We start from the raw sequence: 20,734 nt of genomic DNA on the forward strand, positions 1-20,734 counted from the left end.
GCGACCGCGTCGGCATCATACGGATCCCGATCGGCCGGGAGGTCGGCATGGACAACGGGCTTGGCATACCGCGAATCAGCCCCGCGCCGCATCGTGGTCACGGCCACGACCCCGATGAGCGCGTTGTCCCGGGGCCCGGGTACGAGTCGCCCGGAAAACCGGTGTCGGTGTCAAATCCCGAATCGTTCTCACGACCTGTTCTCACGCAAAGGCGCGTTCCGTGGGCCGCTACATCCGGCCATACGGTGGCTGGTCGGGGGCGAGTCGGGCGATTTCGGTCCTGGGCGCTTGGGTCGGCTCTACCGTGGCGGGGACACCGACCGATGAGTTCAGGGAGTGTTCGTGGGCAGTAACGACGCAGGATCCGCCACTTCGCCGCGTGCCTCGGGGCTTCACCCCGGTGGCGCCGTGACACCGGGCGCTCTGGTCGCCGCCGGGTCGGACGACTCCGGGCAGGTGTCGGCGATCCTGAAGGCCGCCGAGGGCAGGAGGATCACGGCGGTGGCCGCCTCCGCCGCGGCGAGTCTGGCGGTGACCGAGGACGGCACGCTCCTGGCCGCCGGAGACGACCTCTACGAGCTGGTGTCGGGGATCCTGAAGGCCGCCGAAGGCAGGAGGATCACGGCCGTTTCCGCCTTCGACGCCACCGCTGTGGCCGTGACGCAGGACGGCACCCTCCTGGCCGCCGGACACGGCGCGGCGGAGATCATGCGTGACACCGAAGGCAAGACGGTCAGGGCCGTGAGCGCCGGCTCCGGATTCGCTCTCGTGGTGGGCGAGGACGGCACGCTCTCGACCGCCGGACGGGAGAACGGCGGCCAACTGGCGGCGATCCTGAAGGCCACCGAGGGCAAGAGGATCACCGTCACGGACTGCGGCTCGGGCTACTGCTTCGCGGTGACCGACGAGGGCACACTGACCTCGTCCTCCAGTGGCACGTCGTTCTCGGCGCAGCTCGTGAAGGCCGCCGAAGGAAAGAGGATCAGGGCCGTCTCGGCCGGCAACGGGGTCGCCCTGGCGGTGACCGAGGACGGCGCACTGCTGGCCACCGGGAACGACAGCTCCCAGCAGGTGTCGGGGATCCTGAAGGCCGCCGAGGGCAAGAGGGTCACGGCCGTGGCCGCCATCCACAACGTGTGCCTGGCGGTGACCGAGGACGGCACGCTCCTGGGCGCCGGATCCGGCACCGCCGGTGTGCTGCCGGAGATTCTCGACGCCACGGCGGGCAAAAGGGTCACGGCCGTGGCCTGCGGCGCTCTCCACTTCCTGGCCGTGGCACGGGAACGCGACCGGGACTGCGGACCGCTCGAACCCCGGCAGATCTGCGCCTGCCTGCACACCACCGGCGACCCGCAGGACACCTACGCCCTGGTCCTCAAGGTCGGCGACGACCAACAGCAGCTGATCTCCGGCGAGTCGTGCAAGGCCGTCGACACCCAGAGCACACAGACCACCCACATCATCGTCCGGCGCGTGTCCACCGCGCAGGACCTCGCCACCGGCTCGGTGTACTTCACCTACGACCAGAGCACCGGCGCGGTCGGCATCGACGAGGACAAGAGCCAACTGCCCGAAGCCCTCACCTGGCAGAGGTCCGACGTCAACCGGTTCACCTTCACCTGGACCCCGTGATCCTTGCTGTGAACCGGACCGGCCGGCGGAGCGCCGCGGGTGGCGAAGTCCGACACCCACAACACTCGGCCGCGGAACCCGGGAAGCGTGGGTGATCCCCGCGTCGTGGATCGGGCGTCGCGAACCACGTGCCGACCGGCGCGGATTCCTCGCCGGTGCCGCCGAGTGAGCGCGCTCGCCGGGGGATTCACGCTTTCGGGGACTGGGCCCGAATGCGGCAGCAGGTTCGCCATGAGGGAACGTCCGCGGTTTCGGCCGTCGACCGCGGCGCCCGGGGCGTGTCGCCCCGGGCGGACAGACGCGGCCGCCGATTCGTCCGGCGACCGCGCCCCGCGGGCCTGCCCTCGTCCGCGGGCCGGTCGTCGACCTACACCGGGGGCACGGCGTCGAAGATCATCGTCACGGCGCCGGTGTAGTCGCCCGGCGTGAAGTTCGTCCCCCTCGCGGTGATGCTCACCGGGGCCCTGTAGTTGACGTTCGATTCGGATTCCCCGACCACCATCTGGGGTGTTTGATTCAGTACGACGTTGTTGACCTTGGCCTGGACGAGTTCGGCACTGCCGTCGGGGGATGCGGTGTCGATCAGTTCGGGGAGGGCGAGGGCGATGTCCGCGGCGAGGTCGCCGGCCTCGCGTCCCAGGGCTGCGGCGGTGCGGGCGAGTTCGTCCTCCCCGACGGCGAGGGTGATCTGTTCGGCGGTCACCGGCTCGTTGGGCCCGGAGCCGACCCAGGACCGCAACTGCGGTTCCAGGCCGGCGTCCGCGAGGCCCTTCACGGAGATCGACAAGGTGGTCGGCGCCGGCGCGCCCTCGTTCACGGGATCGGTCATGCAGGGATCCTCTCCCACCGTCCGGCCCCCGGAAAGATCGTTCTCGGCCGATCGGCCGAACCCCGTGTCGGACGCGGATCAGTGCGTCGGTGATGTGTCGTGCATGGTTCCGTCGGCTTCGGCGAGTGCGCGGTAGACCGACGCGAGCGAGGGCCGGCGACGCGCATTCCTGCCGGTCTTGATCACGAGCTCGGCGGGGATATCGGGAACGGGCACGCCCTTTTTCCGTAGCGCGAGGGCGAAGACGCGCATGTCGTCGTTGACGACCTTGGGCCGTCGTTGTGGCGGTCCTTGGCGGCGGCGACGTCCCGGCCTTCGAGGGATCTGCTGGGGCCCCGGGGGGCTCACGAAGCAGCCGGAGCCGGCCGAGCTTCCCGAGGACTTCTACCTGCGGGAACTCATGGAGACCCCGGCCAGCGATCTGGATGCCGCAACCCAACTCTTCGTCGACTACGGACTGCTGTTCGACCTCGATCGCCGCGACCTCCGCCTGGTGAACCTCGACCAGGAGGAAATCGACCGGATCGACGCCATCCCCGAACCCGGATTCGACGACGACGGTCGCTACTGGCTGGGCGTCCACCGCGACCTGGTCCACCTCCACCTGGAAACCGCCCAGGAAGCCATCACGACCTGGCTCGCCTGCCAACGCGAAGGAGGCCTCGAAGAATTGGTAGAGCCCGAGGTCACCGACGCCGAACTCGCCGCGATATGTGCCCAGAACCCCACCCACGACCCGCCGTGGCCGGCATCCCTCGACGAGCTACGCGCCGTCACGATCCGGAGCCGCGTACACGGCCTCGAAGACGCCCTCACCGGGGCACTGAGCCGGTTCAGCATCGGACCCGGCGACCTCGCCGACCGCAACCTCAGCGTCTACTCCGTCGCGTTCCTGCAGCTGTACAACCACCTCGCCGAACAGGCCACCACCCGACGCTGCGCCAACGACAACTGCGGACGACACTTCGTACGCCAACGCGGACGCGCCACCTACGGCCAACACCGCACCAGCGGCGTCCTGTACTGCTCCCGCGAATGCGCCCGCGCCCGCGCCCAACGCAACCTCCGTCGACAAGGACCCGAGACCCCGACCCCGACCCCGACCCCGACCAGCTGAGCGTGGCCGTGTCACCGGCCGGGCCCGGTCGTGGAGACCGTGCGTCGCAATCTCCCACCGCCCAGGGTCCGACGCCGTGACCGCAACGACCGCACAACGGAAGGCTCTTCCCGGCCCGGCACACCCGACACCGCCGCCGCGCCGCTTCTTGCGCCGGCGCTCGTGTCGCGTCGGTGGCTTCGAGGGACGTGATGCCCGGCAGCAGCCCGCCGCTGCGCCGTGTTCCGGCGGGGCGGGTGCGGTCCGTCCCGGACGCCGGCTCGGCGGTTCTATCGACCGGGTGGGCCGGGGTCCTGCGCGAAGGGTTGGTCGGTGTCACCGACCCGGTAGGTGGTTCCTTGTGGGGTGACGGTGGCGTGGAAGTCCCAGAGCCTGGGCTGTTGGGCCTTCTCCCACAGGACCAGGGCGTCGTGGACCTCCCGCGCCAAGTCGCGGGGCCCGAACCGGTTGACGTCGTCGCCGCCGTCGCCGCCGTCGCCGTCGCCGTCGGTGGCGGTGCGGACGACGGCCCAGGACGTGCCGGCGGCGTCGCCCAGCCACAGGGTGCGGCCCCGGCCCCGGTCGGGTTCGAGGAGGTGGTGGACGTCGGGGACGCGCAGCGAGACCGCGAATCGGGCGTGGACGTCGTCCAGGGCGGCGACGTCGAGTGCGGTGGTGTCCTCGACGGAGCGTTCCCACGCGTCGTCGGAGATCAGCGTCGCGGGGTCGAAGCGGGGGCGGCGTTGGCCGCGGGTGGGCATGAACATCACCCCGCCGTCGAAGGACCCCGACGCGGTCCCGTCGTCGCCGACGACGAGTCGGAGCAGGCCACCCTGGTGGAAGGGGACGATCCGGGGGGCGACGATCACGCCTCCGGGCGCGCACTGTTCGATCCACGCGTGCGGGATGCGGCCCACGGCGGCGGTGGCGATCACCCGCTCGAACGGGGCGTGTTCGCGGTGGCCGAGTTCGCCGTCCCCGCACACCACGTCCACCCTGCGGCCGGCCGCCTCCAGCGCCTGGCGGGCCCGGGCGGCGAGCGCGGGGTCGATCTCGACCGTGCAGACCCGGTCGGGCCCGGCACGTTCGCACAGCAGCGCGGCGTTCCAGCCGGTCCCCGCGCCGATCTCCAGGACCCGGTCGCCCGGTTGCACGTCCAGCGCGCGGAGCATGAACAACACCGCGGAGGGCGCGCTGATCGAACTCGACGCCGCGCGGCCGATGCCCGGGAGGGCGGGTCGGCCGTCGTCGACCTGGACGACCAGCGGGTCCTGCGGCGCGTACACCGCCTCGGCCCACCGCTCCGGCTCCACGGCCCGCTCCAGCGCGCGGTACCCGCCACCGGCGTCGGGAATCCACACGGTGTCTGGGACGAAGCGGTGCCGCGGAATCCCCGCCAACCCCCCGCGCATCCAGGGATGCTCGAACTCGCCCAGGGCGTCCAGGGCTTCGACCGCCTGGGCGAGATGGTCGTCCTCGACGCTCATTTCGGCTTCTTGTGCGTGCCCGGACCGGGATTGCGCAACGTCGGGTCGTCGCCGTCGGGGGAGGGCTCCGGAGCCGGTTGCGGGGGCGGTGTGGGCTCGTTGTGCGTACCCATGTCGAATTCCCGCCTCGCGGTGACGTCGCGTCATCATCCCGTGACCGACCGCGTGATCGCCAGTGCCGGCGCCGCACGGCCCCGGTCGTCGTCGAGGCACGGCGGCACGATCTTGGCGTCCCGGAGTTCGCGGACGACGTCCGCGAACTCCGTGCCCGTCGCGAAGTCGAAGGCCACGCCACCACGTCGCCGAGTCGTCGACCTCGGGGAGTTCCGCGGTGCCCGGCCGGGACGGCGCAGAGCACCCGGTCCGATGTTGACGAACCGGATGGAAACGGTGGACTGGGATCCGCGCCGCCGATGCCCGGCAGTTGGTCCCGTATCGCCGCGTCCCCACTCCCCTCGCCGAACCACCCCGCGAACCCCTTCATGATCACCTTGATCGCACCCACCCCCACCGACCGGCCCCGGCGGTTCTCCGCTTGCCCTCCGGGTCGCCTCCAAGTCGTTTCCATGTGCCTTCCAGGGCCACCCGGCGAGTGTTGTCCCCACAAGGCGACGACGGCCGGTCCCGCCGGCTCGACACTCGGGAGAACATCATGAAGCTCAGGACCGTCACCACCATCCTGGCCGCCCTCGGTGGCGCCTTCATCATCTACGTGGGCCTGGCCTACCTGCTCGCCCCGCAGGCGACCGCGTCCGGCTTCGGCCTGCCCACTTGGCCCGAGCACGAAGGCACCGGGTTCCTCGCCGTCAAGGGCGTCCGCGACATCGGCACCGGGCTGGTCATGTTCGCCCTCCTGCTGACCGGACACCGGCGGGCACTCGGCTGGACGATGCTCGCCATGACCTTCATCCCGGCCGGCGACATGACGGTCGTGCTGAGCAACGACGGCTCCGCCGCCACGGCCTTCGGCGTCCACGGCCTGACCGCCTGCCTGGTGGCACTCACCGCCGGCCTGCTGCTGCGCGAACGCCCGGCCCAGGCAACCGCCCCCGCGCCCACCCCGACCACCCCGTGCGTGAGCGTCCCGACCGCACGTTGACCCTCGGGCCATGCCGGTACCGATGCCCTGCGTCGCCGGCGGGATGCAGCGCCGCTCCCTTGCGGTCGGTTGCCCCTGGCACGGCCGCGCCCCGGCCCGGCGGCCGACGACGACGGCTCCCAGGGCCCAGTGGTTTTGGTACCGGCCCGGTACCGCCGCTGGTACCTGCCTGGTACCTTGTCGGGCATGCCAGCTTTGAACATCGAGTACACGGACGAGGAACTGGCCGCCGTGCGCGAGGCCGCGCGGCTGGGGGGCAAGTCGGTGAAGGCCCATGTGCACGATCTGAGCGTGTCCGAGGCCGCCCGCCGCAACTTCGTCACCGGCGCCGCCACGTTCGTCACCGACCACCTGGCCGAGTTCCAGGACGCGTTCCCCGAGGGGCAGCGTTGATCCTGCGCGTCGACGCCGGCTGGGTCCTGGACATCCAGACCGCGAACACCCCGGTGAACCTGCCGCTCACGGACTGGGGGTCGTTCGCGTTCTGCGTCGAGCGCCACCGCTACGAACGCTTCCGCGGCGAGCTGTACTACGAGGAGACCGCCGCGCGCGCTGCGACGTTCGTCCACTCCATGATCGTCCTGGAGCCCTTCGCCGACTTCAACGCCGTCGTCGGCTGCGCCTGCGCCGACCGCTACATGGCCGGCTCCGACGAACCCCTCACCGTCCCTCCCGGCGGCTGGGTACAGCTGACCCGCGACATCCGCGAACGCAAACACTCCCTCACCGACGTCGCCCGAACTCTGCGCGCCTGGAGCCGGCCGCGGGCCGATTGAACATCGGACCCACCCTTCGGCGGCGACAACTCGCCGAGCGGACCCGGAGGGAACCTCCGTAGGCGGGCCCCGACCCGGCCCCCGGCGGCGACATGCCCTGCCGGCGTCGGGCGATCCGGGGAGGCCGGTATGGGTGATCACGGTAGGCCGAGTCCGGATCCGTCGAAGGGCAAGGCCCCGCCGGACAATTCCGATGCTCCGGAGCGTGGCCGCCCCGATCGGATCGTGGCGCGATCGACTCGTCCGCGGTGTGGATTCGCTTCGGGAGCACGGGGGCGACACCTGCTCGGGCTGCCGATCACCGCCGGGTACTGCGGTCCAGCGGCGCTGAGGTGGCCTCGGTCCCGGCGCTGTGGAGCAACCATTCGCAAGGGACGTGCATGACGGTGCCGTCGGCGGCGGTGCGCGGATCGGTCTCGAATCGCCAGTCTCCGACGCCGGGTCGGCCGTGCTTGTCCCAGCTCCGGTAGAGCCCGGCGGCCGCGGCGACGAGCGGTTCGACAGCTGGTCCGGTGCCGTGGATCGCGATCGTCTGGACGACGGCGGCGCTGTGGGTGGTCTCGTCGAACAGGCCGATGCTGCCGGTGCCGCGCAGACCCTCGACGCGCACGCACGTGGTGCGCGGGTCGTGGCCGGCGAGGTAGGCGGTCAGGTCACACAGCTGCGCCCAGGTCAGTTCGGCGGGAGCGAGCGGGTGGGTGTGGGTGGGTGGGGGCAGGCGGATGTCGCGGTTGCGGGGGGTGCCGGGATGGTCGCCGTAGAGCGGTCCGGTGGCGTGCATGAAGTCCGCGAACCCGCACAGCCGCCCGGTGAGGTGGCCGTCGGTGTGTTCGAGGTGGGCGATCGGGTGGGCGCCGCCGTGGGCGAGGGGGATCAGGATGGTGCCGTCGGGGGCGAGTTGGTCGAGCCAGTGCGGGGAGGCGCCGATGACGCCGCAGGTGGCGACGATCAGGTCGTAGGGGCCGTGGTCGGGCAGCCCGAGGTAGCCGTCGCCCGGGTGTGCGGTGACGCGGCCGGTGTGGTCGGCGCGCGTGAGGGAGGCGTTGGCCTCGTCGACGATGACCTGGGCGGCGTCGAGGGTGTGCACGGTCGCGCCGGTCAGTTCGGCGATCAGGGCGGCGTGGAAGCCGGTGCCGGCGCCGACCTCCAGGGCGCGGCGGATCGGCGCGCGGGCGTGCCGGCGGGCGATGACGTCGAGGAACGCGGCCATGACGGAGGGCTGGGAGCAGCTGGAGGTGCGCCGCGCGGGGTCCGCTTCGATGGCGTGGTGCGTGATGTGGCTCGTGTTGCGGTAGGTCGACTCGAGCAGGTCGTCCGGGTAGGTGCCGGCGGTGTGGTCGACGGGCGTGTACTGCCCTGCGCGGTACCGGCCGGGCAGGAACAGATGGCGGGGAACGCGTGTGAACAGCGCGGGCACCGCGGGGTGGAGATCGGGTTCCTCGGTGGCCAGGAGTTCGGCGAGGGCCCGGGCGTGGGCGTGCCAGGTGGTGGTCGCGGTGGGGGCGGCGGTCATCCGTCTCTCCTTCGGGCCGAGCGTGCGGGGCGGGCGGACCCGGTGGGGGCCGGGTCGGATCGGGCGCTGCTGCGCGGGGCGGCGCCGTAGGAGTGCGTGGAGGTGAACACACCGGTGGGGTCGCAGGCTTCGCCCGCGGGTAGACCTTCGGCTTCCAACCAAGCGTGAACGGTCCGTGCGTCGGCGGCGCCGACCACGATCGTCGTGGCCAGGCCCTGGGCGCGGCAGTACAGGAACCCCGCCAGGGCGCGAGGCAGGCAGGCGCTGCTTCCGCCGAGCCGGGGAACGGCGGTGACCACGATGCCCACGGCGCGTTCGGCTTCCGGCCGGGTGGCGGGGCGGGACGCGGATCGGGCGAGGCCCCCGAGCAGGCGCGGCAGCACGATGTCGCCCCATGCCGGTCGGGAGGTCAGTGGCCGTGCGGCGAGCGTTCGCGCGAGGGCGACGCAGGCCAGCGCCCGCAGACGTTCGCCCACGGTCGTCGGCTCGCGCGGCGGGAGCGCCATGATCCGGGGCATCGTCGCTCCTACCGGTACCGGACCAGCGCATCGAGCCGGTCCAGGTGATCGATGAACGCCTCGGCCGCGCGAGCCAGTTCGTCCGGGTCTGTGTGGGGGAACCGTGAGCGCAGCGCGGTGACCGGATCGGTGCCGGCCGCGAGGGAGCGAGCCAGGGTCACCGCGGCCGCGTTGACCAGCGCGTAGGCCCGGCCGCCGCGGATCAGCACGGCGCCGTCGTCGGCCCGGTCGTCGACCACCACGGTGACGTCGGCGGCGAACCGCACCGCCCGGGTGGGAGGTTCGGCTTCCCCTGCGGGCGCGGTCACCCTCCGGGCGGGACGGTCCGGACGGTCGGACTTCACTGCGCCGGCATCGACCGGGCCGGTGAGGCGGCGCAGCCACAGTTCGGTGGCGAGCAGTCGGGTCAGCGGCGCCATCCCGCCGTCGTCCACCGTCACGTCCGTCAACGCGTCCGGCGCGTAGGTCGGGTCGACCAGGCCCAGCCGCGCGGCCGCGCTGTCCGCGAGCAGGCCGGCGACCTGCGGCGCGACCGCGTCCACGTGGGGTTTGAGCGAGTAGCTGCTCTTGGTGCGCCGCCGCGCCGGCGTGCCGGGTAAGACGTCGGCCAGCGCCACGGTCAACGCCTGCTTGTAGGCGTACGGGGTGCGGCGCTGCTCTGCGCGGACCGCGCCGAACGCCTCGAGGACCGGCCGGTCCAGAAACGGAAGAGCCTCATACACCCCGGCGTGCCGGGCCGCCTGCGCGCTCGCGCGGTGCCCCATCGCCGCCCACGTCATCGCGGCGTGCGTGTAGTGCTGATGCCGCCGCGCATGCAACGGCCCGGCCTCCGAGTCCACGGCGTCCGCCAGCAGCTCCCGCGCCTGCCGACAGACCCAGCGCGGCGTCGCCGATCCCGGTTCCCATCCCCACGCGGTGCCCGTCGCCGCGGTGAACAGGCGGGCGCGCCAACGGCGCAGATGCTCCGGATACGAGCCGCGGCCCTCCGCGAGGCGGCGCAGCGCCACCGGCAGCCGGACCCCGTCCAGCGCCGCATAGCCGCGCAGGTGCGCCAGCGCACGCCGCCGGTCCCGGCGGGCCAACTCCACCAGGTGGCCGAACGGCGGGGTCAGGATCTCGTCCCCGCCATGGCCGGCCACCAGCGTGTCCCCGTAGTCGGAGGCACGCCGATACACGAACTGCCGGGAGTCGGGCGCCAGCAACGCGAGCCCGGGCTCGTCACCGGGCACCGGACGTCCCATGCCAGAAAACGCGCCCGGCATCTCGTCGTCCTGGTCGATCCACAGGTGCGGGATGCCGCCGAGACGGTCCAGGACCGCGCGGGCGTGCCGGGCGTCCTCGCCGCCGTGCCCCGCCTCCCACGTCAACGTCGCCGCCACCACCCCCAAGTGGTGGCCGAGCACCGCCAGCGCGCCGGAGTCCATACCGCCGGACACCGTCGCGACCACCCGGCGCCGGCCGGCCGGGCAGGTCGCCAGCGCACGCGCCAACGCGTCCCGGCACGAAGGTGCCGCGTCCGTCAGGTCGGCGTCGTCGTCGGGGAACGCCCATGCCCTGGAGATGCGTTCGCCCGCACGACCGGTCTCGATCGCGGACCCCGGAGGCACCAACGCGACCGCCTCGTACGGGCTGCGGCGCGCGTGCACCGACGGCGGCGCCCAGCCCGCCAGCCGCGCCGCCGCGTACACCCGGTCCACGGCGGTGCGCCCGGTCACCTCGGCGAGCAGGCCCGCCGAATCCGCCAGCAGCACCACCCCGCTCGCGCCGCGCGCCCAGAAAACCGGCGAGAGCCCGACCACGTCCCCGCACCCGCCCTGACCGTCGGGCGTCGTGGTGACGGTGGTGAAGCAGCCGTCCAACGCGGTCATCACCCGCGCCGCAGGAGGCAGGCCCGCCGACCCGGACGCGTCGACGGCGCGCAGCACGGCGTCCCGGTCGCCCGCGAACCGCCCCGCCACCACCACGGTGAGGTCGGGCCGTTCGACGACCAGGACACGATGCGGCTCACCCCGCATGATGATCCATGGGCGCCCGCTGTGGTGGACGGCGACCACGCGCCCGCCCCACGACGGGCTGCGCAGCAGGTCGGCGTAGGGCCGCGCGGTGTCGGTGTCGGGCAGCCCGCACCACCACGCCGCCGGCCGCGCCATCGCCCTACCGACCCGGCCGCGTGAACCACCGACGGCGCCGCACCGACAACCCGGCGGAGGCGCCGCCCCACACCTGCGCCGGACGCTTCAGATACGTGTCCGAGCTGTTCGAGTCGTCCGAGTCGCCGCCCTCGTCATCCGCCCCGGCCAACGCCAACACCGCGGGCAACTCCACGATCTGCGGCGGCTCGTAATCGCTGACGCCGTCCATCGAGCCCCCATACCTCGCGCCGACACCCGGTCCCGCACCCGCGGGCGCCCACCGGCCGAAGCCGGCTGTGCCGGGTCGTGTACTCGGAGCGTACTGCGCGGTGCACGCCGCGTACGCCGATTCCAGCGCTTAGCACAGGTACGCGACCCCAGCCACCCATCGCCCCCGTCGAGCCCGGCCCGCGACCCCTACACAAAGGCGCCCGCGCCGATCGGCGCGAACGACACCCCGCTACGCCCACCGCATCCCGAGCCCGGTCAAAGCCCCCACCCGCTCTAGGGCTGCGGCGGGGTGTGGTCTCGATTTGATCGAAGGCGCAGGGTACGGATGTCAACGACTGGGCGAAGTGGTTCACGGCGAACCTTCGGGGGATCCATATTCACCACATACGTCCGGCAAGCACCGCAGTCCGCTGACCTGCGGTGTCTCAGTTCGATGCCGCGTTCGCAGCTCGGCGTAGCGGGCGCACACGTGGCCGTCGCCCAGCTCGGCGGGGTCCGGACGCACCATCGCGAGTGCCTCGTCGCCCTCGCCCCGGAGGATCATGATCTCGGCGGTGACCCACTCGGCGGCCCGCCAGCCGATATCCGTGAACGGGTCCACCAGGGCCAGCGCTCGATCGAACTCCCCGGCCGCGCACAGGTCCCGGGCCGCCGCCTCCGCACAGTTCCAGTCCCCACGCTCCCGCGCCGCCCGGATCAGCAGTTCCACCTGCCCCAGGTCGAGGAGGGTCCGCACCATCCGCGGGTAGACGCCACCATGGTTGCGCGCCTGCCAAGCAAGATCATCGATGTCACGCGGGCACCCTACGAACTGCCACCGACAGCCTTCTCCCAGCCACGGTCGGGGTGCCGACACGGACCCCGCTCGGCTCGCGAAACGGTGAGAATCCGACAAGACGGATGAGATCGAGTGAGAATCCGCCAACTGCAATGCGACAGGACATGGGGTGTCTCACGGCGATGTCGGATCCGACAGCGATCCGACATCCAGCGTGAGATTCCTGAGCCGAGGCACGATGGTTGTTGTCCCGTCTCAAGTGATCTGGTCTGAGTGCGTGGCCGTGACCTGCGGCGACCAGATCGATTGAGACGCCGGGTTGCCGGAAATCTCAGTCGATCCGGTCCCGGGCGCACGGATGGCAGCTGGTGTCTCAGTTGATCTGGCTCCGCCCGGCCTCGAACTGATGACCCTGGGAGTCTGAGCCACGAGGTCGAGCTTCACGTTCTGCAACGACTCGGCAGGTGATCCTCCCGGAGCCGTCCGGCGATCCGTCGGCCCCGGGTGCCGTCGAACGGTCCGATCACTTCCATGTCCACTCCCGCATGGGTGAAAAGGTGGCGGGGATACGTTCGTTGTCTTGCACTCCGATTTCGATCACGGCTACGAGCCGCGGTGATCCGTTGTGGACGGGTGTTGCGGACGGGGCAAAGAACTGAGGCGTTCAGCAATGGCCGGCGAATCTTTGCGAACTCCGCTTCGGCGTGTCGATCGACGACGCGGTCCCGACTTCGTCGATCACGGTGTCGGCGTAGGTTTGGGATGGCCGGCTGTCGTTGTGTCCGCGACGATGTCGCCCGATGTCTCGATGACGTCGAGGAAGTGTCGGAAGACCGGCCATGGCAGCGTCCATGCCCCGTGGGCCGTGAACGTCGCCTGATCGGCCGTCGCGGCAACGAACGAACCCTCCGCCGGCTGAGCATCGGGGATTTGTACCTCGATGTAGTTGTTCTCGGACGTCTCGGGGGCGACCTCATACAGCTCGTAACACCAGGAACCCCGGTCGCCGATGTGGAACGAGTTCACCTCGAATCGCCGGTCGGCGAACTGCCATTCGTTGTTGGACGAGGCCAGGGTGCCGATGTCCGAGGTTGCCTCGTGCCCGTGGGTAACGTCGCCGGAGCCCTCGATCAGGTCCACGAAGCGGAGGAGGACCGGCCATGGGGTCCGTCCATCGTGGATCACCGTCCGGACGTGCTCGGCCTGCTTCGGGGTGAAGGGACCGTCGTCCGGCGTGGCGTCGGGAATGATCACGACGAGGTACGGTCCCGTCCCGGGCGCGCCGGAGACGCCTGCCAACTCGTACCGCCAGGCGTCGTCCGGCAGGCTGTAGCCCGAATCCACCTCATAGAGCAGGCCGTCGTGAGCCCAGACGTTCATGAGGGCATGATGCCAGGAGGCCGCGGCTGTCCGGGCACTTCGGCGGCCCGGCGTTCGCCCGGGGCCGGCGCCGTGCGGAGTTCCCGGGTCTCCGCCTCCGAGCGGCGGATGCGCGAGGTGGCGGTTCCCAGGTGCGCAACGGCGAGATATCGGAGGCGCGTTGCCGGCCGGGCGGGATCGCTGCCGACGGCGGGCCGGGGTGACGTCGACGGAGCCGTTCGATCTCGGCGCGCAGATCCTGCCGTGGATAGAGCCAGGACCGGGCCTGGTCCGTACATACGAGCGTGGAACGCCCACGCCACCGCGTCACCCAGAAACCAGGTGTCACCCAAAAGAGACGAAGCCTCGCCTCGAACTGTCCTGTCGTAATGCAGATGTCGTACCAAGCAGGCGTGAGCAGCGCGGTTGCCATGTCGATTGAGAACGCCCGCCGCGCTGTTCTCAAACGACGTGGCTTTGCAGAAGTGGCGATAGAGAGGCCCCGCCCCTGGGATGGTGTGATGGCGTGCGAAGCGGCGAGCGAGTTCGGTGGTGGTCAGCGGGTGGAACGTTCGCGCTGGGCAACGCCCTTGGTCCGTTGTTCGGTCTCACCGGGCCTTGCCTTTGACGGCGAAGAGTAGGTGCTCTGCCGGCTCCGATGTCACCGCCCGAGGCGGTCGGCTCGCGTGCCGGCGGGTTCGAGTGCGGCCGGGAAATGGGCGGTGACCAGAGCGACGGCCTCCTCGGCGGTGTCGGCGAAACCGATCACGGTGGAGCTGCGCGGCCGCCGGACGCGGAACCGCCCATCGGACAAGGGGTCGACGCACGGGACCCGCGGGACGTACGGGTATTCGGTGGAGCTGCTGAAGCACAAGGTGTGGTGGCTGGTGAAAGGAAAGAGCTGTCGCAGACCGGGTTCCGCGAAAGCCGCCTCAAGGAGTGGAACGATGCCCGGGTACGGCCGCGTCGGACGGAGGATCTCATGGCGCTCACGCATCCACTGCCAACTCAGCATCAACCGCTGCCACTTCACCTCGACCGCAGCGGCCGGCCCGCGTTCGTAGGCCGCGGCCAGATCGGGAAGGGCGGGCCTGGGCGGCAGAGAGTCGCCCTCGACACGGGGGAAATGGTCTGAGCTCACGATCCCATTGTGATGCTGACCCACCACCCGGAGAAGGTCAGCCACTCTCGTGATCCTGGCTGTCCCGTCTCATTGACCATGTCATGAAGACGCGGGCTGACAGGTCTGGGTGAGACTCGTCTCGTGGGTGACTTGCTGGGCCACGGACCGCTGCCCGGATGGTGCCGGCAGTCTCATCGAGCATGGTTGAAGCCCAGGCGCTGAGCTGTGGTTCGTCAGCTTGACTGAGACGCCGAAGAGGCAATTCTCGCTGGACGTGGCAGTTTCCGGGACTGCAGCGAAAGTCTCAGGCCGAAGCCTGATAGCCGTCACGAAGGCAGGCGTGTCACCTCGCGTCGGAGCCCGCCGCTGCCGGGAGATCGCTTCTGGCAACTCCGGTGCAGGCCAATACTGAAGTGGCGTCGGCGTTGAGGAAGAGCACGAACGTCCATGACGTATCCGATGGGCGGATCTGGCCGATGCGGAGGGGTTCCTTTGCCGCCTGGAAGAGGAGGTCGACGGCGGCGGCAAGGGCCAGAGTTGCCTGGCCGCGCCTTTGGGCGAGGCGAAGCCGGGTTCGGTAGGTGTGTGCGAGTTGCTCGGCCGGAACCAAGCCGTCCCAGACGACGAAGGCGCCGTCGGCGAGTGGGGCGGCGCGCGGGCCGGCAAGCGCTGGTCTGTGCGTGGAGCATCGCGGCGAGGTCGTCGCGGGTCATCTGGTGCAGACGCCCGGCCGGAGCGCGCTGAGTGCTTTTCAAGTCCTCGGCTTCGGCTTCGCCGTTGCTCGCCGTGCGGGCCCTCGCCTCATCGAGGTGGCTCGGACGGGTGCTCAGCCGGAGTTGGCTGCCTGCATAGCCCGCCCCGACGACAAACAGCGACCGATGAGTCGTGACACGTCGGTTGGAACCTGGCCATGATCGTTGGAACCACAGGACGCCGGGCCGCAGTTCGACCTCGTGGTGCCCTTGAGGCATGCGCGACCTGACCCACCCTTGTCGGAATCCGATCGATCGACGAGGATCGGTTCGCGTGAACCGTGCCTACGACAACGAGCGACTGGCCAACTCCTACGAACGCGGCAATGACATGCCCGAGAGTGCCCTGCGGGCCTGGGTCGAGCTGATCGCATCACACCTGGACCGTCCGTCGCCGGCCATCATCGAGGTCGGAGCCGGGACCGGGATGTTCGCCGCGGCAATGGCACGCTGGATCACGGGCTCCACCGTGCTTGCAGTGGAGCCGTCCGAACCGATGCTGTCCGAAGCGCGCCGTCATCACCCGCATCCGGCCGTGCAGTATGCGTCCGGATCCGCAGAGTGCCTGCCCGCTCCGGCTGACGCCTTCGACATGGCCTTGCTCTCCCGGGTGATCCATCACCTACCCGACCGTCCCGCAGCCGTGCGCGAGCTTGCCCGCGTACTGCGTGCCGGCGGGACAGTCATTGTCCGCACGACGTTCAAGGAGCGGCTGGACGCCGTGGTCTACGACTACTGGCCCCGGTTGCGAGCCGTCGACGCACACAGGTTTCCCGGCGAGGAGGAAGTCGCCGCGGAATTCGCCGCCGCCGGCTTCGCCTTTCGGGGGACCACGTCGTTCGCACAGCCCGTCACCCGGAACCTGCGCGACTACCACGCCCGGATGGCGACCCAACCGCAGTCGAAGTTTGCCCACCTGACGACAGAGCAGTTCCACGAGGGACTTGAGCGCCTTGCCCGCGCGGCCGAGAGCGAGCCGCTCGACCAGCCCCTATCCGTCACCGAGCGCTACGACGTCGCTGTCTTCGGCCTTCGGTGAGCTCGGCTCCTCTGACCAGCTGTCCTGTCTCGTTGAGCTTGTCTGTGGATCTCGTGCTGAGCTGCGGGGTTGCCAGGTCGGATGAGAACACTCAGCGCCGAAGCCGAACTCCGTAACGGGTGAATCCGGAGATCGATCGACGGGCGTCTCGTTCGTCTGCGTTCACGAATGATCGGGTCGGCCGTGTTTCGAGCGGGCACCAGACCTGGGGGCGCCCGCCAGCCCGGCCACTGCCGAAGTTTGATCGCTCCCGCGCCGTTGTCAGGGCCGGAGTTGCCGCGCCTGCGGGTCGAAGCAGTTGAGACCCAGCGACGCGGCAACCTCCGCTGCGTAGGCGGATGTCTCCTCAACCCTGCTCCAGCTCATCGGGACGTAGATCAGCGGGCCGCAGGCAGCGCCGATCAGCGGCCCCGCCGACCAGGGCGAGTCATCGTCGTCGATCTCCGTGGGATCCGGCCACCGTTCCAACAGCGCGGCGACGAAGGCCGTGATGCAATCCACCGGGGGAACGGCGGGCCCCTCCGTGTCCATGTACCGGTCGTACAGATCGACAAAGCACCTGGCCGCAGCGGCGTTGTCCGCCGGCCGCTCGCCCTCCCACACAGCAAGGTCGTAGCTCATCGACGCAACCTGCCATCCCCTACCGACAGCAGCGCAACCGACCGAATCTTCGGAAACCACGAGCGAATCGGATCGGGTTGCCCGAGAACGATCTGGCGAACCAGATCATCCGAGACGACAAGCGAATCGGACCAGATCAACTGAGACTGGGTCCAGATCATCACGGACGGGACAGTTGTCACCAACAACGAGTGCCAGCCTCCTACTTCGCGTTGACGGGGCAAGATGGTTGTCACCAGATCGGCGCGCTTCTTGTCACCAACGCACGGTGAAGCATCGTGGTTGTCACCGGTCGCAGAACCCCACCGAGCGCCTGAGCTGCGCAGGAATCCCGTCCATGCGGGACGTTGCCCCGCGCAGCGACCTTGGTGACAACCAGCCTGCTTTTGTGATAACTACCTTGCTTTGCCTCAATTCGACACGCGGCGCGAGACCCTACAGGGTGTTTGTAGGTTCTCAGCCTCGATGTCACGTGACCGACTGGGCGACCTGCGCCTTCGGCCGTTCGCAATCGGATGACATGACTCCGGATTCTCGGTTGCGTGGCAGATCCTCTCGGCGGCGCTGTTTCCTCAGCAAGTGGTCGAGGGGTGCTCGCAGGGCGGGCGAGGTCAGTCCCAGGTCACGGCTGTCTCGGCCGTCGAGCATGTGATCCAGCCAGCGTTCGTACCAGGCCAGGAAATCGGTGGCCGACGAGACGTCGGGGCCCCAGCAGCCGTCGGCGTTGCCGGTGACGACGCGGCCGGCCAGGGGCCCGGTGATGCCGAGAAGCACCAGGTCGCTGCACCCCGCCTCGATGACGTGCAGGAAAAGGTCGCTTTGGTGAGGCGGGCCGCCGGCGAATGCGAACCCCCGAGGGCGGCCGGGTTCGCCTCGAGGGTCCATCGTGAACAGCCGACATGACCGCAACGGCATCAGGCCGTAGAAGGGTGATGCTCCTCCCCCGCCCAGCGTGGTCAGGAAGCTGCGGTAGGAATCCGGCAGTTCAAGGTCGTGGTCGGCCTCGAACTCGGCGACTTCGCATCCGGCAGTGGGGGTTCGAGGCGGAACCCGTGCTTCTGTTCGCCGAAGGAGTGGCTTCGCAGCGCGGCGTAGGGCACCTTGGCCAGCTTGCGTCGGATGCGGGCGATCCGGGAGTCCATACGAACTCTTCTCTCTGTCCTCCCGTAAACTACCTGCTCGCCGGCACGGGTGTCACCAGTGTGATCAGCTATCCGCAAGCCAGTCATGCCCGGCATCGCGCGCCGGGATCCTCCCCAGGGACGAGCTCGGCCGACACATCGTTCGAGGCTTGGCAGATCACCGGCCCACGAGGATGGCGCTTCGTCCGCTGCCCGGCGGGGATCTCGCCGTCCGATCCCCACCGGGCAACTGCCGAGAATCCACAAGGCCGGAATGCGAAGCACCGGAACCCGCCCCTGCGTTGCGACGGAACAGTGAGAGTCCGCCGGCACGGATGAGACCGAGTGAGAAAACGCCAACTGCACTGCGACAGGACAACAGCGATTCTCGATCCCGTGTCAGATCGGTCAACCTGATGACATCGCGACTGAGAAATGACACGCGATTTGAAAGAGCGTTTTATCCCTGTATGAGTGCGATATGGCATTCGCAGCGTTGGATTGATCCGCATGGTTGGGACCGTAGGCGTCTCCCGTGACGGAAGCGGCTCAAGACGCTCCGAATCTGTCCGGTTCACTACCTTCGCTCCTGTCTGATCCCGTGACGCCCCGGTCCGCCCCCGTTCACGCCTTGGGCAGGTCGGCCGCCGGGCGCTACCAACGAGGCATGACCGGACATCGGCGCTATCCCAGTGATCTGTCCGACGCTCGTTGGAAGTTGCTCGAACCAACCCTGTCGGCCTGGCGGGCCGAACGCCGGGGCAACGGACTGGACTTCGGCCGCCCACCCGAGCACGATCTGCGTCGCATCATGGAAGCCATCCTCTACGTCGACCGCACCGGGATCCCCTGGCGCTACCTTCCCCACGACTTCCCACCCTGGGAAACCACCTACGGCTACTTCGCCCACTGGCAGAAGGACGGCATCCTCGAGAAGCTCAACGGAGTCCTGCGGCGCCTGATCCGCGATCGGGAGGGCCGCGACGCGGAGCCCAGCGCGTGCGTGTTGGACGCACAGAGCGTCAAGACCTCCGCCAACGTCCCCACCGCAGGTCAGGGCATCGACGCGGGCAAGAGAATCGTGGGACGGAAACGCCACGTCGGGGTCGACACCGTCGGCCTCCTGCTCGCCGTGTGGGTCACCGCGGCGAGCGTCTCCGACAACGCCGGCGGCATCCACCTGCTCTCCGCCATCGCCGCCGCCCACCCCACCATCACCAAGGCCTGGGCCGACAGCGGCTACCGCACCAAGGCCATCGAACACGGCGCGACCCTCGGCATCGACGTCGAAGTGGTCCAACGCGACCCCACCGTCAAGGGATTCAGGATCCTCCCCAGACGTTGGATCGTGGAACGCGGCTGGGATGGCTCATGCAGCACCGCCGCCTCGCCCGCGACTACGAAACCCACCCACACCGCTCCGAAGCAATGATCCACCTCGCCATGATCGACCTCATGACCCGACGACTCACCCACGAAAACACCCCGAACTGGCGCGACCCCTGAACCCGGAACCAAACACGATTTGCAGGACAAAACGCTCTTTGAGTGGGGATTTAAGAATAGATTGAGACGTTAAGTCGCTTGGCTGCCAGTGGCATTCGGGATAATTTGCGCCATACCTGCATCCTGGCATCCGCGAAGCTCCGACCTCGGGTGCCTGTTTGCTCCGCTCATCGCACCCGGATTCCGTCTAGCTTGTCGATGGCACAGAAACTCCCTATCAGCCAAGTACGCTCCTCGGCGCGGCTGTTCGTGTAGGAGCTCTTCCGTGAGCCAACGGAAGCCGTACCCCAGCGACCTGTCCGACGCCCGATGGGCCCTGATCAAGCCGACGTTGACGGCATGGAGAAAAGCCCGGCTCGACCGCAGACCCACCGGCCAGCCCGCCAAAGTCGACCTCCGAGACGTGTTCAACGCGATTCTCTACGTGAACCGCACCGGAATTCCCTGGAAATACCTTCCACACGACTTTCCGACCCACGCCACGGTCTACGCCTACTACGCCGTGTGGCGCGACGAGGGAATCTTCGCCCGACTCAACTACGACCTGACCGCACTGGCCCGCGTGAAGGAGGGCCGCAAGCCCGAACCCACAGGCTCCGTCATCGACACCCAGAGCGTGAAGACCTCCACCAACGTGCCCCTGACGAGCCAAGGAACGGACGCCGCAAAGAAGATCGTGGGCCGGAAGCGAGGCATCCTCACCGACACGATCGGCCTCGTCCTCGCCGTGACCGTCACCGCCGCGAGCCTCTCCGAAAACGCCCTGGGAATACGCCTCCTCGACCAAGCCAAGAAGACGTACCCGACCATCGCCAAGAGCTGGGTGGACACCGGCTTCAAGAAAGCCGTCGTCGAGCACGGCGCCCGGCTCGGAATCGACGTCGAAGTCGTCGACAGAAAACCCGGAGTTCGCGGATTCCACGTCCTCAAAAGGCGCTGGGTAGTGGAGCGGAGTATCGGATGGATCATGATGCACCGACGTCTCGCCCGCGACTACGAGACCCTCACCGCCAGTTCCGAAGCCATGATCCACGTCGCCTCGATCGACAACCTCGCCAAGCGCATCACGGACGAGACCACACCAACCTGGCGGGGAACCTACTAGGGCATAAGGAGTAATTC

20 protein-coding genes and 1 pseudogene are annotated in these 20,734 nt (G+C 69.4%); 8 read left to right on the forward strand and 13 right to left on the reverse strand.

Translation table 11 applies throughout. The annotated features are described in order from the left end of the window. Positions 1-408: 408 nt before the first annotated feature. Positions 409-1,632: a hypothetical protein gene (locus tag ACFZBU_RS43465; RefSeq protein ID WP_391589329.1), complete on the forward strand. Its 1,224-nt coding sequence runs from the start codon at positions 409-411 to the stop codon at positions 1,630-1,632. A 367-nt stretch (positions 1,633-1,999) separates the two neighbouring features. On the opposite strand, the gene ACFZBU_RS43470 is transcribed toward ACFZBU_RS43465, so the two are convergent. Together ACFZBU_RS43470 and ACFZBU_RS43475 are read right to left on the reverse strand one after the other, a co-directional pair. Beyond that, positions 2,000-2,461: a YidB family protein gene (locus ACFZBU_RS43470; protein ID WP_391589330.1), complete on the reverse strand. Its 462-nt coding sequence runs from the start codon at positions 2,459-2,461 to the stop codon at positions 2,000-2,002. 78 nt (positions 2,462-2,539) lie between these two features. Beyond that, positions 2,540-2,713 carry a hypothetical protein gene (locus tag ACFZBU_RS43475; protein WP_391589331.1) on the reverse strand — a complete coding sequence of 58 codons (174 nt, stop codon included), beginning with the start codon at positions 2,711-2,713 and terminating at the stop codon, positions 2,540-2,542. A 148-nt stretch (positions 2,714-2,861) separates the two neighbouring features. Here ACFZBU_RS43475 and ACFZBU_RS43480 point away from each other — a divergent pair, with 148 nt between their 5' ends. After that, a complete protein-coding gene (locus tag ACFZBU_RS43480; protein ID WP_391589332.1) occupies positions 2,862-3,578 on the forward strand; it encodes a hypothetical protein in 717 nt (238 codons plus the stop codon). Between the two features lie 269 nt (positions 3,579-3,847). On the opposite strand, the gene ACFZBU_RS43485 is transcribed toward ACFZBU_RS43480, so the two are convergent. Then, positions 3,848-5,044 carry a methyltransferase domain-containing protein gene (locus ACFZBU_RS43485; protein ID WP_391589333.1) on the reverse strand — a complete coding sequence of 399 codons (1,197 nt, stop codon included), beginning with the start codon at positions 5,042-5,044 and terminating at the stop codon, positions 3,848-3,850. Between the two features lie 146 nt (positions 5,045-5,190). Beyond that, positions 5,191-5,334: a hypothetical protein gene (locus tag ACFZBU_RS43490; protein ID WP_391589334.1), complete on the reverse strand. Its 144-nt coding sequence runs from the start codon at positions 5,332-5,334 to the stop codon at positions 5,191-5,193. A gap of 362 nt (positions 5,335-5,696) precedes the next feature. Here ACFZBU_RS43490 and ACFZBU_RS43495 point away from each other — a divergent pair, with 362 nt between their 5' ends. From ACFZBU_RS43495 to ACFZBU_RS43505, 3 genes are all read left to right on the forward strand, one after another. Next, entirely contained in the window at positions 5,697-6,143 is a 447-nt protein-coding gene (locus ACFZBU_RS43495) for a DUF4267 domain-containing protein (RefSeq protein WP_391589335.1), read from the forward strand. A gap of 186 nt (positions 6,144-6,329) precedes the next feature. Further along, entirely contained in the window at positions 6,330-6,536 is a 207-nt protein-coding gene (locus ACFZBU_RS43500; RefSeq protein WP_391589336.1) for a hypothetical protein, read from the forward strand. Beyond that, the gene (locus tag ACFZBU_RS43505) at positions 6,533-6,919 is read left to right on the forward strand and encodes a hypothetical protein (protein WP_391589337.1); all 387 of its coding nucleotides are present in this window, start codon (positions 6,533-6,535) and stop codon (positions 6,917-6,919) included. The genes ACFZBU_RS43500 and ACFZBU_RS43505 overlap by 4 nt, the downstream gene beginning before the upstream one ends. A 298-nt stretch (positions 6,920-7,217) precedes the next feature. On the opposite strand, the gene ACFZBU_RS43510 is transcribed toward ACFZBU_RS43505, so the two are convergent. The 7 genes from ACFZBU_RS43510 to ACFZBU_RS43540 form a co-directional block, all read right to left on the reverse strand. Then, on the reverse strand, positions 7,218-8,432 hold the full coding sequence (locus tag ACFZBU_RS43510) for a protein-L-isoaspartate O-methyltransferase (RefSeq protein WP_391589338.1): 1,215 nt from the start codon (positions 8,430-8,432) through the stop codon (positions 7,218-7,220). Further along, the gene (locus ACFZBU_RS43515; protein ID WP_391589339.1) at positions 8,429-8,950 is read right to left on the reverse strand and encodes a lasso peptide biosynthesis B2 protein; all 522 of its coding nucleotides are present in this window, start codon (positions 8,948-8,950) and stop codon (positions 8,429-8,431) included. Before ACFZBU_RS43515 ends, ACFZBU_RS43510 begins: the two co-directional genes overlap by 4 nt. 8 nt (positions 8,951-8,958) lie before the next feature. Next, a complete protein-coding gene (locus ACFZBU_RS43520) occupies positions 8,959-11,100 on the reverse strand; it encodes an asparagine synthase-related protein (protein WP_391589340.1) in 2,142 nt (713 codons plus the stop codon). 4 nt (positions 11,101-11,104) lie between these two features. Further along, positions 11,105-11,311, reverse strand: a complete 207-nt coding sequence (locus ACFZBU_RS43525) for a hypothetical protein (protein WP_391589341.1) — start codon at positions 11,309-11,311, stop codon at positions 11,105-11,107. 351 nt (positions 11,312-11,662) lie between these two features. Then, positions 11,663-12,052, reverse strand: coding sequence for a hypothetical protein (locus tag ACFZBU_RS43530; protein ID WP_391589342.1), 390 nt, complete (start codon positions 12,050-12,052; stop codon positions 11,663-11,665). Between the two features lie 777 nt (positions 12,053-12,829). Then, positions 12,830-13,471: a hypothetical protein gene (locus tag ACFZBU_RS43535; RefSeq protein WP_391589343.1), complete on the reverse strand. Its 642-nt coding sequence runs from the start codon at positions 13,469-13,471 to the stop codon at positions 12,830-12,832. A gap of 640 nt (positions 13,472-14,111) precedes the next feature. Continuing rightward, positions 14,112-14,636 (reverse strand): DUF6193 family natural product biosynthesis protein, encoded by a 525-nt coding sequence (locus tag ACFZBU_RS43540; RefSeq protein WP_391589344.1) that lies wholly within the window; start codon positions 14,634-14,636, stop codon positions 14,112-14,114. 963 nt (positions 14,637-15,599) lie between these two features. On the opposite strand from ACFZBU_RS43540, the gene ACFZBU_RS43545 reads away from it, so the two are divergent. Continuing rightward, the gene (locus ACFZBU_RS43545) at positions 15,600-16,364 is read left to right on the forward strand and encodes a class I SAM-dependent methyltransferase (protein ID WP_391589345.1); all 765 of its coding nucleotides are present in this window, start codon (positions 15,600-15,602) and stop codon (positions 16,362-16,364) included. A gap of 261 nt (positions 16,365-16,625) precedes the next feature. Here the strand turns inward: ACFZBU_RS43545 and ACFZBU_RS43550 are convergent, their stop codons facing one another. Then, positions 16,626-16,985 carry a hypothetical protein gene (locus tag ACFZBU_RS43550; RefSeq protein WP_391589346.1) on the reverse strand — a complete coding sequence of 120 codons (360 nt, stop codon included), beginning with the start codon at positions 16,983-16,985 and terminating at the stop codon, positions 16,626-16,628. Between the two features lie 468 nt (positions 16,986-17,453). Continuing rightward, complete coding sequence (locus ACFZBU_RS43555) at positions 17,454-17,759, reverse strand: hypothetical protein (protein WP_391589347.1); 306 nt, start codon at positions 17,757-17,759, stop codon at positions 17,454-17,456. A gap of 1,014 nt (positions 17,760-18,773) precedes the next feature. On the opposite strand from ACFZBU_RS43555, the pseudogene ACFZBU_RS43560 reads away from it, so the two are divergent. Together ACFZBU_RS43560 and ACFZBU_RS43565 are read left to right on the forward strand one after the other, a co-directional pair. Continuing rightward, positions 18,774-19,612 (forward strand): annotated as a pseudogene (locus tag ACFZBU_RS43560) (IS5 family transposase). A 265-nt stretch (positions 19,613-19,877) separates the two neighbouring features. Next, complete coding sequence (locus ACFZBU_RS43565) at positions 19,878-20,717, forward strand: IS5 family transposase (RefSeq protein WP_391589348.1); 840 nt, start codon at positions 19,878-19,880, stop codon at positions 20,715-20,717. The last annotated feature ends 17 nt before the right edge of the window (positions 20,718-20,734 follow it).

Origin of the sequence: Embleya sp. NPDC008237, assembly GCF_042956465.1 — a bacterium.
Classification (GTDB): Bacteria; Actinomycetota; Actinomycetes; order Streptomycetales; family Streptomycetaceae; genus Embleya.

Coding starts and splice junctions, on each gene's coding strand:
- ACFZBU_RS43470 (WP_391589330.1), bottom strand. CDS start 2,461: ATGACCGATCCCGTGAACGAGGGCGCGCCGGCGCCGACCACCTTGTCG.
- ACFZBU_RS43475 (WP_391589331.1), bottom strand. CDS start 2,713: ATGCGCGTCTTCGCCCTCGCGCTACGGAAAAAGGGCGTGCCCGTTCCC.
- ACFZBU_RS43480 (WP_391589332.1), top strand. CDS start 2,862: ATGGAGACCCCGGCCAGCGATCTGGATGCCGCAACCCAACTCTTCGTC.
- ACFZBU_RS43485 (WP_391589333.1), bottom strand. CDS start 5,044: ATGAGCGTCGAGGACGACCATCTCGCCCAGGCGGTCGAAGCCCTGGAC.
- ACFZBU_RS43495 (WP_391589335.1), top strand. CDS start 5,697: ATGAAGCTCAGGACCGTCACCACCATCCTGGCCGCCCTCGGTGGCGCC.
- ACFZBU_RS43500 (WP_391589336.1), top strand. CDS start 6,330: ATGCCAGCTTTGAACATCGAGTACACGGACGAGGAACTGGCCGCCGTG.
- ACFZBU_RS43510 (WP_391589338.1), bottom strand. CDS start 8,432: ATGACCGCCGCCCCCACCGCGACCACCACCTGGCACGCCCACGCCCGG.
- ACFZBU_RS43515 (WP_391589339.1), bottom strand. CDS start 8,950: ATGCCCCGGATCATGGCGCTCCCGCCGCGCGAGCCGACGACCGTGGGC.
- ACFZBU_RS43520 (WP_391589340.1), bottom strand. CDS start 11,100: ATGGCGCGGCCGGCGGCGTGGTGGTGCGGGCTGCCCGACACCGACACC.
- ACFZBU_RS43525 (WP_391589341.1), bottom strand. CDS start 11,311: ATGGACGGCGTCAGCGATTACGAGCCGCCGCAGATCGTGGAGTTGCCC.
- ACFZBU_RS43530 (WP_391589342.1), bottom strand. CDS start 12,052: ATGGTGCGGACCCTCCTCGACCTGGGGCAGGTGGAACTGCTGATCCGG.
- ACFZBU_RS43535 (WP_391589343.1), bottom strand. CDS start 13,471: ATGAACGTCTGGGCTCACGACGGCCTGCTCTATGAGGTGGATTCGGGC.
- ACFZBU_RS43550 (WP_391589346.1), bottom strand. CDS start 16,985: ATGAGCTACGACCTTGCTGTGTGGGAGGGCGAGCGGCCGGCGGACAAC.